A 12,826-nucleotide genomic window follows, 5' to 3' on the forward strand; every position below is an offset into this window, starting at 1 on the left:
CAGACTCAGACCCGCGCGACGGCCTCGGCCGCGATCATCCGAGCTTCGGCTTCCAGCCCGACTTGGCGTAAGGCGCCGACGATGTGGTAGAGATTGACGGCGGTCATCTGGTTCCAGTCGCTCCCTTGCATCCCGTAGGCGGCAAGAATGGCGACGAGCGCCGGATTGCCCGACTGCGCTGCTTCATCGATCGCCGCGCTCCACCGGGTCTGACGCCCGAGATCGATGTGCAGCTTTTCGCCGAAAGCGCGCGCTGTCTGCGAATCGACCCGTCCGAGCCCCATCAGTCCGGCGAGCAGCAATTGCGACCGCACAGCGCCGCTGCTGCTGTCGTTGGACTGGAACGTGCCGAGCACGTCGCCGCCCACGGCCGCCAGCTTGGCCGGAGCGCCCAGAGCAAGAATCCCCCAGGCCTGGCTTCCCAACGGCACATAAGGCGCCCAGCGCGCGGCGTTGCGATCGAGGCCCGCCGACAGCATCGAGAGCAGCAAAGGCACGGCATCGTCGGCAAGAGCCGCCTGCGGATCGAGCCGGGCGGCGGCATAGGCAGTCAGGACCTGCCGCGAAAAAAGCCGCGCCGGATCGCTGCTGTCGCCCCACAAAGCCTTGATCGCAGCAAGGCGATCGCTGGTTTCGGGCGCCACATAGGCGGTACGCAACTGCGCCGCGAGCGGTCCCCAGGTCGCGTCGGGTTCCTGCAAGGCGGCGATCTCGCTGTAGAGATCAACCATGGCCGCGCTGGAAAGCACACCCTGCCCGCCGATCACGTCGGCAGCCGCCACGCGCGAGGAAAGCGGCAGCATCGGTGCCCGCCCGGCCAGAACGGCATAGCCCGGCCAATCCTTGCGCCGGAGCGCCTCGGGCGGCTCGATGCCGGTCGCAAAGGCAAGTCCGGTACGCCACGGCGTCAGGCTATCGACGTCACCCCACTCGATCTGCACCGCGCGATGGGTCGTCTGCGCCGCCCCTGCGAATTTCTGCGCCAGCAATACGTCGATCCGGGCGAGATCGTTCCGGCGCAAGGCGTGGTCGAGCTGTGCCAGAGCCGGCGAGCCTTCGCTGCCGTTGAACGCAAGACAGATCGAGCGGGACAAGTCCCAGTCCCATCCCGGACGCCCGGCTGCGGTAAGGGCCGTGATCGGGCACAGGCCGATCGGATCGGCCGTCGCGAGATAGCTCGCCATCGCCGCGTCTTCGAGGCTGCGGGTATAAAAACCGCTATCCACCTCCTGCACCAACGCGCGGGCGGCGTCGGCCTCCCCCATGCGCAGGAGCAACTGGGCACGCAGCGCGGCCCAATCCGCCCCGTTCATGCCCACCGGCGTGTCGAGGCGACTCACCAGCACACGCCGGAGCAGGATGTGGCCCCAGCGCGAAACGAGCGGGCCGCTCATTTTCGCCAGCAAGGGGCCGACATATTCGCCATTGAGGTAATGCGTCGAGGTTTCGGGCAAGCCGCCGTCGGTTTCGGCGAGAAAGCCGAGCCGGGCGAGGCTGCGCTGCGCATTGGGGGGAATGTCGAACTTGGGCTGCACCGTCCGGACGAGCTGGTCGATCACTGCCGGATCAATGTCACCGGTCATGTCGACACGGCGCGGCGCGGGCGCTGCCGTCACTTCGGTATCGTCGGGAAGGACCGGGGCTGCGGCCACGGTCGGCGCTACGACGTGAGGGGCGGTGACGGCGGGAACCGAACGCGGGGCCGCTGCGGCCGTCGGGCGCGCCACGGCCTCTGTGTTCTTGTGCGCGGCGGCCTTTTCCGTCTTGGCAGCAGCGTGGGGCGTCGGGCTTGCGCTCGCTCGCGGATGGGGTGCGGGGCGCTCCTCGAACACCGGCGGCAGCAGGGATTGCTGCGCGGCAAGAACCCCGCTCAACCCTGCCGACAGCAGGGCACCCAGAACGATCAGACGCGCCCGGCGGAATTGCGCACTCACTGAGCCGCACCTCCGCTCGGCTGCGCCGGGCCTGCCGGAATTTCAACCCATTCGCTCGGCTGGGGACCGCCCTTGACCCAGGCAGCCGTCACGACCCCACCCGCCACAAGCAGCATGGTTCCGATGGTCAGCCAGATCACAACCTTCACCCGTCGCCTCTTCGCCACCCGATCGCCCTCAGCTCGAATTGTCGCCGCAGCACACCGCCCCGCATACACGGGAAAAACGGCGCGACCACAGGCCGTGGGCCCGGGGCGACTTGCGCTTGGCCCTAGCCCAAGTATAGGCAGCGCGGCAATGGAGCATGAAACCCTCTCTGGCGCGGACATCCAGCGTATCGCCCGCCGCATCGACCGGCCGCTGGTTCTTGTCGGCATGATGGGCGTGGGCAAGACCACGGTCGGACGCAAACTCGCAAGCCTTCTCGGCGTGCCGTTCATCGACGCGGACGAAGAGATCGAACGCGCCGCCCACATGACCATCCCGGAAATCTTCGCCCAGTACGGGGAGCCCTACTTTCGCGACGGAGAGCGCCGGGTCATTGCGCGCCTTGTCGATGTTGTGACCGGGCGAAAGGTTTTGGCAACCGGGGGCGGCGCTTTCGTCGACCCGGAAACCCGCCGGATCATCCTCGAACGTGCGATCGCGGTGTGGATCGACAGCGATGTCGAAACGCTGGTGGAGCGGGTCGGGCGCAAGGACAATCGCCCTCTGCTGCGCAACGGCAATCCCCACGAAATCCTCACCCGCCTGCGGATCGAGCGCCAACCGCATTACTGCCAGGCACCGATCCACGTCCATTCCGGCCCGCATCCCCATGCGGTGACCGCTCACAAGATCCTGAAGGCAATCGACGAATGGCTGTAATTCCTGTGGACGTTGCCGGTGCGCCTTATGAAGTGCGTATCGCGCCCGGTCTGATCGACCGCGCCGGGGCCGAGATCCGCGCTTTCGTGCGGAAGGATCGCGTGCCGGTGATCACCGATGCCAATGTCGCACAGGCATGGCGTGCGCGAGTCGATACAGCCTTCGAAGCGGCCGGATTGACGGCGCAGTGGCTGATCCTGCCGGCCGGGGAAAGCACCAAGTCGTGGCTGTACCTCGCCGAAGTCGTCGATTTCCTGATCGCCTGTGAAATCGAGCGCAAGGATCGCGTGGTTGCCCTGGGCGGCGGCGTGATCGGCGATCTGGTCGGTTTTGCCGCTTCGATGGTGAAGCGCGGCTGCGGCTTCATCCAGATCCCGACGACCTTGCTGGCCCAGGTCGATTCGAGCGTCGGGGGCAAGACCGCGATCAATACTCCGGCGGGAAAGAATCTCGTCGGCGCCTTTCACCAGCCCGCACTGGTCCTCGCCGATCCCGATGCACTCGACAGCCTTCCCTTGCGCGAGACACGGGCCGGTTATGCCGAAGTCGTCAAGTACGGCCTGATCGACGATCCGGAATTCTTCGCCTGGTGCGAGGAAAACGGCCCGAGACTTCTGGCCGGGGATCGCGAAGCGCGCGTGACCGCGATTGCCCGCAGCGTTGCCGCCAAGGCGCGGATCGTTGCCGAGGATGAAAAGGAAACCACCGGCGTTCGGGCGCTGCTCAACCTTGGCCACACGTTCGGACATGCGCTCGAAGCGGAAACCGGTTTTTCCGACCGCCTGCTCCATGGTGAAGGCGTTGCGCTGGGCATGGTTCTTGCCGCGCGTTTCTCGGTGCGTCTGGGGCTGATGAACGGACAGGACGCCGAACGGATCGCCGCGCATATCGGCGCCGTCGGGCTTCCTGCCTCGCTTTCCGCGCTCAGCCTCACATGCGACGGCGCACGTCTTGCCGACCACATGCTGCATGACAAGAAGATGGACGCCGGCACGCTTCCCTTCCTGCTCCTGCGCGGGATCGGCCAGACGTTCCTCGCGCGCGACGTCGATCTTGCCGATGTGGCCGCGTTCCTCGACGATGAGTTGAAACGTTGAGGGAATTGAAGCGTTAAGGAACGAGGTCCACGGCCTCGAACCCGGGCAAGGCCACTTCGCGCAAGAGCGTGCGGTGGCAGCCATCGGCAGCCCGTTCGAAACAGAGCAGGCACGTCCGCTTTTCCCGAGCAAGATCGGCCAGCGCCGCCATGGCCACCATGGCTTCGGGCAATTCGAGTTGCCCGGCATAGATCCGCTCAAGCGTCGCATGATCGTGCCGCCGGGCCGCCGCGCGTCCTTCGGATGGCGTGCCGAGCGCGCGGAAATGGGCATAGCCGATGCCCGCGTCGGCAAGGCTCGCCGCCAGAGTGGACTTGGAAAAGCCCGGACGACGCGACAGAGGCAAGGCCCGAACATCGGCAACCACTTCCACCCCCGCCGCCGTGAGCGCGGCAAGGAAATCACCCATGGTCGTCTGCTCGTAACCGATGGTCCAGATCGTCGGGCGTTCCATGATGATCAGAACAGCCGGGAACCGTTGGGAACCGGCCGATCGGGCGCGAACAGCACGACCCGTCCGTCCTCGTCGGCAAAGCCCACGGTCAGTACTTCGGACATGAACTTGCCGATCTGGCGTGGCGGAAAATTGACCACGGCGGCCACTTGCCGCCCGACCAGCTCGGCAGGCTCGTACAGCACTGCGATCTGGGCGCTCGACTTCTTTTCCCCGATGCCGGGACCAAAATCGATGCGCAGCTTCACACTCGGCTTGCGCGCCTCGGGATAAGGTTCGGCCGCGACAATGGTGCCGATGCGAATATCGACGGCGAGGAAATCGTCAAAGCCGATCGGCGCGGCAGGCGAAGCGGATGGATCATGGTCAAGATGCATGAGCGCCTTTCGACCACGATCACGCCACCCCTGCAAGAGCGTGCTTACGTCCCCGAGAACTGCGGCTTGCGCTTGCCGAGGAAAGCCGCAATCCCCTCACGCGCATCGGCACTGTCCCCGGCCCTCGCTTGCCCTTCGGCTTCGGCGAGCAAAGTCGAGGCAAAATCGCTTTCGAGCGCTTTTGCCAAGGTCTGCCGCATGGTTCCGAGCGCAACCGTCGGCCCTTCGGCAAGGCGGGTAGCGAGCGCCATTGCTTCGTCCATCAGCGCCGCGTCATCGACGGCCTTGTAAATCAGCCCCCAGTCCTCGGCCTGTTCGGCGCCGATCCTTTCGCCCAGCATCATCATGCGCGCGGCCCGCGCCTTTCCGATGAGCCGCGGCAGGAGCCAGGTAGCCCCACCGTCGGGAACCAGTCCGATATTGACGAAAGCCTGAAGGAAATAGGCGCTTTTCGCCGCAAGGGTGAAATCCCCGGCAAGCGCCAGCGAACAGCCGATGCCCGCTGCCGGACCGTTGACCGCGACCACCACCGGGACCGGGAGCCGCGCCAATTTCAGCATCAGCGGATTATAGCTTTCGGTCAGGGCCTTGTAACTGCCCGCACCACCGCCGATGCTGCGCGTGCCGGTGGCGGCAAGATCAGCGCCGGAGCAAAACGCGCGACCTTCCCCCGTCAGCAGAACTGCCCGCGCTCCATCCAGCCGAGACAGCGCATCGGCGATCTCGACCGCCATCGACGGAGGACAGGCATTGAGCCGATCAGGCCGATCAAGCACGATCCGGGCGACCGCCCCCACATGTTCGAGGCGGATCGTTTCGAAAGTCACGGACATCCCTCCAGCCTTAATCATTCAATTAAGGCTGGCTATCGCTTGCCCGTGGCTTTGACAAGGTGGCAATTTTCATTCGGCGTCGAGATGCGCCTGTCCAAATGCCGCCGCCGCGCCGAACAGGCCGGGCTGGGGATGGGTGATGAGCTTGACCGGCATTGCCGCCATCATCCCTTCGAACCGTCCCTTCGCCCGGAAACGGTCCGCAAACCCCGACGTTACCAAGCTGTCCCTGATCCTGAAACCGAGCCCCCCGGCAAGGACCAGCGCCTTGGCCCCGTGAACCAGCGCGATATCCCCCGCCGCAGACCCCAGCGACAGACAGAAACGGTCGACTGCCGCCGCCGCCAGCGGGTCCGATCCGTCCATGCCGGTGCTCCAGAGCGTCTTGTCGTCCACGGCCCCAACTGCCCTGCCCTCGATTGCGGCCAGTGTTTCATAGATGTCGACGATCCCGGGACCTGCCACGATCCGTTCGACCGAAACGCGGCGATGGCGCCGACGCAGGCGTTCGAGGATCTGGTCCTCGATGCGATCGAGCGGCGCGTAATCGGTGTGTCCGCCTTCGGTCGGCTGCACATGATAGCCCGCGCCATGACGCAAAAGCAGCGCGACACCAAGCCCCGTGCCGGGTCCGACGACGCTGATCGCGGCATTGTCGGGCAAGGGATCGTCCGGGCCACAGACATGTATGAAATGATGGGGATCGGCCTGCGCTACGGCATGGGCGACGGCGGCGAAGTCATTGACCACCACCTGTCGATCAACGCCCAGCTTTTCCGGGATCAGCGCGGGGCGAATGATCCAGGGATTGTTGGTAAAGCGGATGACCTCGCCGCCAACCGGCCCGGCAACCGCAATCGCCGCCGCACGAGGCAGCGTACCGCCACTCTGGCGTTCGAATTCCTGCCATGCCAGTTGAAAGCTCGCATGTTCGGCAGTCTTGAGCGTGACAGCATTGCCCAGCGCGACGACTTTACCCCCTGCCACTTCGGCAATGGCGAAACGCGCGTGGGTGCCTCCGATATCGACAGCGACAAGACGCATCCTCGTAAACCCCGGATCAGATTTATGTCGTTCGGGGCTTTGTCACCCCGGTCGGTTGCGCGAGTAGTCCTTACAACCCGGCCATGGCCAGCATGGCCGATCCGCCGCGTTCGGCGCCATCGGCATTGGCACGCATCATGGCGAACAGTTCACGCCCGACACCCATGGCCTGGATCGGAGCGGGTGCATCCTCGCGGGCATCCCATTCGGCAGATGGAACAAGCGCAACGAGTTCGCCCGTTTCTGCGCAGACCCGGACGACATCTCCGTCACGCAGTTTTGCGAGCGGGCCGCCGTGCTTTGCCTCGGGTGTGACGTGGATGGCCGCCGGAACTTTGCCCGATGCCCCCGACATGCGCCCGTCGGTAACGAGCGCGACGCGAAAACCGCGATCCTGCAGAACACCCAGCGGCGGTGTGAGCTTATGCAATTCGGGCATGCCGTTGGCGGCCGGCCCCTGAAAACGCACGACCACGATGACATCGCGCTCGAGTTCCCCGGCCTTGAACGCGGTAATGACGTCATCCTGATCGGAAAAGACCCGGACCGGCGCCTCGATCGTCCAGCGCGACCGTTCGACCGCGCTGACCTTGATCGTTCCGCGGCCGAGATTGCCGGTCAGCAGGCGCAAGCCGCCTTCCGGCTGGAACGGGGCCGACGCCGGACGCAACATCCGGTCGTCCCCGCTGGTTTCCGGTGCAGGCTCCCATCGTACGGTCTCGCCGTCGAGCACCGGCTGTTGCGCACCTTCGGCAAGCGAGGCGCCATAGACGGTGCGAATGTCGGAATGGGCCAGCCCCGCCCCGAGCAACTCGCGGATGACATAAGGCATCCCGCCCGCCGACGCGAACAGGTTCACGTCCCCGGCCCCATTGGGGTAGACACTTGCGATCAGAGGCACGACGCGCGACAGTTCGTCCATGTCATCCCAGTCGAGATGAATGCCCGCCGCCCGCGCGATCGCAGGCAAGTGGATGACATGATTTGTCGAACCGCCCGTCGCCAAGAGACCGACGACCGCGTTGACGATCGCCTTTTCATCGACGCAATGACCCAGCGGACGGTAATCGTCCCCTTTCCATCCGATCTGCGCGATCCGGTGCGTTGCCGCGCGGGTCAGTTCCTGCCGCAACTTGGTGCCGGGCAGAACGAAGCTCGATCCGGGCATGTGCAGGCCCATCATTTCCATCATCATCTGATTGGAATTGGCCGTACCGTAGAACGTGCAGGTGCCCGCCGAATGATAACTGGCGCTTTCGCTTTCAAGCAGTTCGTCACGCCCGACCTTGCCCTCGGCATAGAGCTGACGGATGCGCACCTTTTCCTTGTTGGCAAGGCCGCTCGGCATCGGCCCCGAAGGCACCAGGATGGTCGGCAGATGGCCGAAGCGCAACGAGCCGATCAACAACCCCGGCACGATCTTGTCGCAAATGCCGAGAAGGAGAGTGGATTCGAACATGCCGTGGCTGAGCGCGATGGCCGTCGACATGGCGATGGTGTCGCGGCTGAACAGCGACAGCTCCATCGACGCCTGCCCTTGCGTTACCCCGTCGCACATGGCCGGTACGCCACCGGCGACTTGCGCCGTCGCGCCGACTTCACGGGCGAACACTTTGATCAGCTCAGGATAGCGGCCATAGGGCTGATGCGCCGACAACATGTCGTTATAGGCCGTGACAATGCCGATGTTCATGGCCGCACCTGCCCGGATCAGCGGCTTGTCCTCACCAGCAGCAGCAAAGCCGTGGGCAAGATTGCCGCACGACAGCTTGGGCCGGTTGAGCCCTTGTGCACGCGCACGATCGATCAGGTCGAGATAGGCCGCACGAGACGAGGCCGAACGGGCAACAATGCGATCGGTGACTTTGGCCACCGTGGGATGAAGAGCCATCATTCGCTCCAGTAGATCGTGACAGGCGGACCATCGCCGCGCAGGAAATCGGAAACGGGGTAATCGTCGCACCCTGCCAGGGCGCGCTCGATCAGGGCTTTCTTGCTGGCGCCGGTCACAACGAGGATGATCTCCCCGGCAGCCTTGAGCGCCTTCCTGTTCAGCGTCAGGCGATCGAAAGGCGCCTCTGGCGGCAAGGGGATCGGCGTCGTCGCGATCACCGTCGGACCGGGGCGGACGAGAGCCTGCATATGCGGAAAGATCGAGGCGACGTGGCCGTCTTCACCCATGCCGAGCCAGACCAGATCAAACGGCTCGACCCTTGCGCCTTCCTCCAGCCGTTCGAAACGGGCCCCGGTCTGCCCGAGTGCAGCATGGATCTTGCCGAAATTCGAAGCAGGATGATCGTCGTGTACGCGCCTGTCATCGGTCAGGCCGATGGTAACGCCCGTCCAGTCGAGATCGCGCCCCGACAAGAGAGCCAGAACCTTGAGCGGAGTGGCCCCTCCGGTAAAGGCGATCCGTTTTGCCCCCGGCTTGCGCACTTCTGCCTCGATCCGGTCGGCGACGGCAGCGGCATCGCCCGGTTCGGCCCAGCGAACCCGGACACCGTGCTCAGTCATTCCAGCTTCTCCCATCGCGTTCGGTCAGGGCGATGGCGGCATTGGGGCCCCATCCACCTGCGGCGTAAGGCTTCACTTCCTCGTCGCCCCGGGCCCAGACCTCGCGGATCGCGTCGATCCACTTCCACTGTGCCTCGACTTCATCGCGCCGGACGAACAGGGTCTGCTCGCCCTCGATCAGGTCGAGCAGCAAGCGTTCATAGGCGATGCGTCGGCGCGCCTTGGCAAAAGCGGTGGTGAGGGAAAGGTCGAGCGGCACTTCGCGCAGGACGATCCCGCTCCGATCCAGCCCCGGTTCCTTGGCCATGACCTGCAACCGCACGTATTCCTCGGGCTGCAAGCGGATCACCAGTCGGTTCGCGCGCAACCGCCCACCGCGTTCGGCAAAGATGTTGTGCGGCACCTGCTTGAACTGGACCACGATCTCGCTGCGGCGCTCGGCCATGCGCTTGCCGTGGCGAAGGTAAAAGGGAACCCCCTGCCACCGCCAGTTGTCGATATGCGCCTTGATCGAAACGAACGTCTCGGTCTCCGATGCCTTGCCCAGATCCTCGATATAGCCGCCGACGCTCTCGCCCTTGATCGCACCGGCCCGATATTGCCCGCGCACCATTTCCTCGGGACGCACCGGACGCAATGCGCGCAGCAGTTTCACTTTCTCGTCACGGATCGAGGTCGCGTCATAGTCGCGCGGCGGCTCCATCGCCGTGAGCGCGAGAAGTTGCAGCATGTGGTTCTGCACCATGTCGCGCAAGGCACCGGTGTCGTCGTAGAACCCCTTGCGCCCTTCGAGCCCGACCGTTTCGCTGACCGTGATCTGCACATGATCGACGTGGGCCGCGTTCCACAGCGGTTCGAACATGGCGTTGGCAAAGCGCAAGGCCATGAGGTTCTGCACCGTCTCCTTGCCAAGATAGTGGTCGATGCGGAAAATCTGGTTTTCGGAAAAACCGGCCGCCACCGCGTCATTGATCCGCGCGCTCGACACCAGATCGTTGCCCAGCGGCTTTTCCAGACCGATCCGAACGTTTCCATGCGCGAGCCCGGCATGACGAAGACCCTCGATCGTCGGCTCGAACAAGGCCGGAGCAGTCGACAGAAAGATCGAAAGCCCCCCGGACGTATCGCCCAGTTTGGAAGCCAGACTTGCAAAGCCGTCAAGCTTTGAGGCATCGAGCGCCTGGTATTCGAGCCGGTCGAGGAAGCCCGACAACTGCGCCTCGTCCTTGCGATCGGGCGGCAGGAATTCTTCGAGCGCGTCATGGGCAAAGGCGCGAAAGCCCGCGTCGTCGAGCTCGGATCGGGCCGTACCGACGATACGCAAGCCCGGCCCGATCAGCGCGTCCTCGTAAAGCGCGTAAAGCGAGGGCAAGAGCATTCGCCGGGACAGATCGCCCGTCGCACCGAAAAGCAGCAGCGCAGAGCAGCAGGTTTCGGCCATCGATGCTTATCTCCCTCAAGTGCCGGGACGTTCCGCCCGAGTCCGATCCTGACCTAGATGTGAAAACGCGAGGGTTCAGCATGCATAAGTATGCAACTCATAGCTATGCACACTTTTAGCTCGTCGCTGGTCCAGGCGATCAGTGTGCAATGCATGTCCCCGCCCGACAAGTCCGGTTCATTTGGCCCGCCCCTGCCGATCCCGTCGCCGCGCTGTCGGCGCATGGAAATCGGGTTCTTTCGTCGCGATCCAGCGCAGGAACCGCGCCATGTCGGGATGCTCGACCAGCTTGTCCCGCGCCGATCCGATCCGCGCGAGTTCGACATTGAGAAAAACCGCATGAACCGTGCGATGGCAGATCGGATGCAAGGCCACCGTCTTGCGCCCGCCCCGGCTCTTGGGCACCGGGTGATGCCATTCCACCTTGCGCCCGAGCGAGCGCAGGCACAGCCAGCAACACGGTGCACCGGCATCATCCACTGTCATGCACGTAGCTCATCATTGTCCCAAATGGGTACAAATAAACAAATTATTAGGCATGGCTTGCGAGAAAACCACCTGCACAGACGTGCCGGAGGTTCGATGAAAGCAACGCCAAACGCAAATCTGCATCGGAAAGAAGCAGATACGCAATCGCCGGGGACACCCTCAGGCGAGCGGGTCATGCGCTTGCGCTGTCACTTGGCCAAGGCATTTGACGGATGCGAGGTCGCACTCTCCGCTGCCCCGGTCTGGATTGCCGCCACCCTTGCCGTCATGGCGCTGCAGGCCATTCTGATCGTCACGCATCGCCCTTGGCTTGATGAATGGCAAGCACTGCAGATCGCACTGCAGTCGCCGACGTTCGATGATCTTCTGATCAACTTGCGCTATGAAGGGCATCCGGCACTCTGGTACCTGATCCTGCGGGGCCTGAACCATCTTGTCGGCAATCCTTACATGGTACTGCCGGTTGCGGCGATGCTCCTGGCCCTGCCGGTTCAGGCGACGATCCTGTTCGCTTCTCCCTTCCGTCGGTTCGATCGATTGCTGATCGCCGCTTCCGAATTCGTCCTGTTCGAATTCCTGACTGTTTCGCGTAGCCAGACTCTGGGCGTCGCCTGCTCGCTGATGGTCGTTGCTTTGTGGAACCGCCCGCGGTGGTCGTGGGCCTTTATCGCACTGCTTCCGCAATGCGACTTCCTGTTCGGTATCATCTCGCTGATCTTCATCGCCTTGCGCTGGCGGGACAGGGCCATCTCGTGGCCCTTTGTCACCCTCTGGTTCGTCTCGGGCCTCGTCGCGGCAAAGACCGTCCATCCCATGCCCGACATGGCGACGGCGATGGTCCCACAAAAACCACTCAAGGCATTCAGCATCTGGCTTGCGGAGATGAGCGCACTGGGCTTGCCGTTCCAGACTGCCGGCCTCGTGCCAACCTGGAATCGCCCGCCTCCGATCGGGATCAATGCGTTTGCCCTGTTCGGATTTTTGACCATCCTGTGGCTGGAGACTCGCAACCGCCCCCGCGAGGCTATCGCCCTTGCCCTGTTCATCGGTCTTACTCTGCTTTTCAGCTTGGCAGTTTACCCGCTTTCCGTTCGCCACCTCATGCTCGGCGCATGGCTGTTCATTCTTCTGCTTTGGCTCCGCAGCAAGCAGGGAGGCACCCAGCCAAACATATGGACGCGATCATGGCTCTTCATCATCGCGGCGTCGGGATTGGCCACAGCCGGTATCAATCTGGCTCTGCCGTTCGATCGCGCACCCGAAGCACTTGCCGAAATGCGCAAACTGGGCCTTACCGGCAAGACGTGGACCGCCTTTCCCCGCTCAGATGGTCAAGGGGTAGCTGCCCTCAACGACATGACGTTTGAAAGGCTAACGGAAAACTGCCGAGAGTCATTCATTCGCTGGAACATTCCGGCAGAACACCTGATCAGAAGCAGTACACAGCTCGAACAGATCCTGGCGCGCAAGCGGTCTGCCGTTGGTCGGTTTTACCTGCTGACGGAATACGACCTGCCCGACCGCCCCGGCCTCCTGCACAAGCTGAGTGATATCCCCGCCGGCTACGACGGACAGCGATATCTGCTTTATGTCGTGGGAGAGGATCGGCCGGAGCGGCCGCATGTCAGTCCGCTTTGTGCCGGAGCGGCACTGCCGCTTCGGCATCCTTAGCATTTCCTAAGGAATTTATGCGTAACCGTCTCATGTTGAGACAGCATAAGATAGGCTGCTCGATGAGAATTCCAGTTTCTATGCCGATGCCTGAGGATCGCAAGC

The 12,826-nt window shown here is 63.7% G+C and carries 13 protein-coding genes; 3 read left to right on the forward strand and 10 right to left on the reverse strand.

Features of this window, described 5'->3' with window-relative positions; genetic code table 11:
- Positions 1-5: 5 nt before the first annotated feature.
- The gene (locus Y88_RS04160; protein ID WP_008066567.1) at positions 6-1,934 is read right to left on the reverse strand and encodes a hypothetical protein; all 1,929 of its coding nucleotides are present in this window, start codon (positions 1,932-1,934) and stop codon (positions 6-8) included.
- On the reverse strand, positions 1,931-2,083 hold the full coding sequence (locus Y88_RS19115; protein WP_018075390.1) for a hypothetical protein: 153 nt from the start codon (positions 2,081-2,083) through the stop codon (positions 1,931-1,933). The genes Y88_RS04160 and Y88_RS19115 overlap by 4 nt, the downstream gene beginning before the upstream one ends.
- 148 nt (positions 2,084-2,231) lie before the next feature.
- On the opposite strand from Y88_RS19115, the gene Y88_RS04165 reads away from it, so the two are divergent.
- Together Y88_RS04165 and aroB are read left to right on the forward strand one after the other, a co-directional pair.
- Complete coding sequence (locus Y88_RS04165) at positions 2,232-2,801, forward strand: shikimate kinase (protein WP_008066574.1); 570 nt, start codon at positions 2,232-2,234, stop codon at positions 2,799-2,801.
- Complete coding sequence (gene aroB / locus Y88_RS04170; protein WP_026166818.1) at positions 2,792-3,898, forward strand: 3-dehydroquinate synthase; 1,107 nt, start codon at positions 2,792-2,794, stop codon at positions 3,896-3,898. The genes Y88_RS04165 and aroB overlap by 10 nt, the downstream gene beginning before the upstream one ends.
- 13 nt (positions 3,899-3,911) lie before the next feature.
- Here the strand turns inward: aroB and Y88_RS04175 are convergent, their stop codons facing one another.
- From Y88_RS04175 to Y88_RS04210, 8 genes are all read right to left on the reverse strand, one after another.
- Entirely contained in the window at positions 3,912-4,352 is a 441-nt protein-coding gene (locus tag Y88_RS04175) for a DUF488 domain-containing protein (RefSeq protein WP_008066577.1), read from the reverse strand.
- A 5-nt stretch (positions 4,353-4,357) separates the two neighbouring features.
- Entirely contained in the window at positions 4,358-4,729 is a 372-nt protein-coding gene (locus tag Y88_RS04180; RefSeq protein ID WP_008066578.1) for a tRNA-binding protein, read from the reverse strand.
- A 44-nt stretch (positions 4,730-4,773) separates the two neighbouring features.
- The gene (locus tag Y88_RS04185) at positions 4,774-5,562 is read right to left on the reverse strand and encodes an enoyl-CoA hydratase-related protein (RefSeq protein WP_008066579.1); all 789 of its coding nucleotides are present in this window, start codon (positions 5,560-5,562) and stop codon (positions 4,774-4,776) included.
- A 69-nt stretch (positions 5,563-5,631) separates the two neighbouring features.
- Entirely contained in the window at positions 5,632-6,606 is a 975-nt protein-coding gene (locus tag Y88_RS04190; RefSeq protein WP_008066580.1) for a glucokinase, read from the reverse strand.
- A 70-nt stretch (positions 6,607-6,676) separates the two neighbouring features.
- Positions 6,677-8,500, reverse strand: coding sequence for a phosphogluconate dehydratase (gene edd / locus Y88_RS04195; protein ID WP_026166816.1), 1,824 nt, complete (start codon positions 8,498-8,500; stop codon positions 6,677-6,679).
- Complete coding sequence (locus Y88_RS04200; RefSeq protein WP_018075388.1) at positions 8,497-9,120, reverse strand: 6-phosphogluconolactonase; 624 nt, start codon at positions 9,118-9,120, stop codon at positions 8,497-8,499. Before Y88_RS04200 ends, edd begins: the two co-directional genes overlap by 4 nt.
- A complete protein-coding gene (zwf, locus tag Y88_RS04205) occupies positions 9,113-10,561 on the reverse strand; it encodes a glucose-6-phosphate dehydrogenase (RefSeq protein WP_008066584.1) in 1,449 nt (482 codons plus the stop codon). The genes Y88_RS04200 and zwf overlap by 8 nt, the downstream gene beginning before the upstream one ends.
- 177 nt (positions 10,562-10,738) lie before the next feature.
- Positions 10,739-11,047: an HNH endonuclease gene (locus Y88_RS04210; protein WP_018075387.1), complete on the reverse strand. Its 309-nt coding sequence runs from the start codon at positions 11,045-11,047 to the stop codon at positions 10,739-10,741.
- Positions 11,048-11,143: 96 nt separating this feature from the next.
- Between Y88_RS04210 and Y88_RS04215 the strand changes: the two genes are divergently transcribed.
- Positions 11,144-12,721 carry a glycosyltransferase family protein gene (locus tag Y88_RS04215; protein ID WP_157132580.1) on the forward strand — a complete coding sequence of 526 codons (1,578 nt, stop codon included), beginning with the start codon at positions 11,144-11,146 and terminating at the stop codon, positions 12,719-12,721.
- Positions 12,722-12,826: the final 105 nt, after the last annotated feature.

Source organism: Novosphingobium nitrogenifigens DSM 19370, assembly GCF_000192575.1.
Classification (GTDB): domain Bacteria; phylum Pseudomonadota; class Alphaproteobacteria; order Sphingomonadales; family Sphingomonadaceae; genus Novosphingobium; species Novosphingobium nitrogenifigens.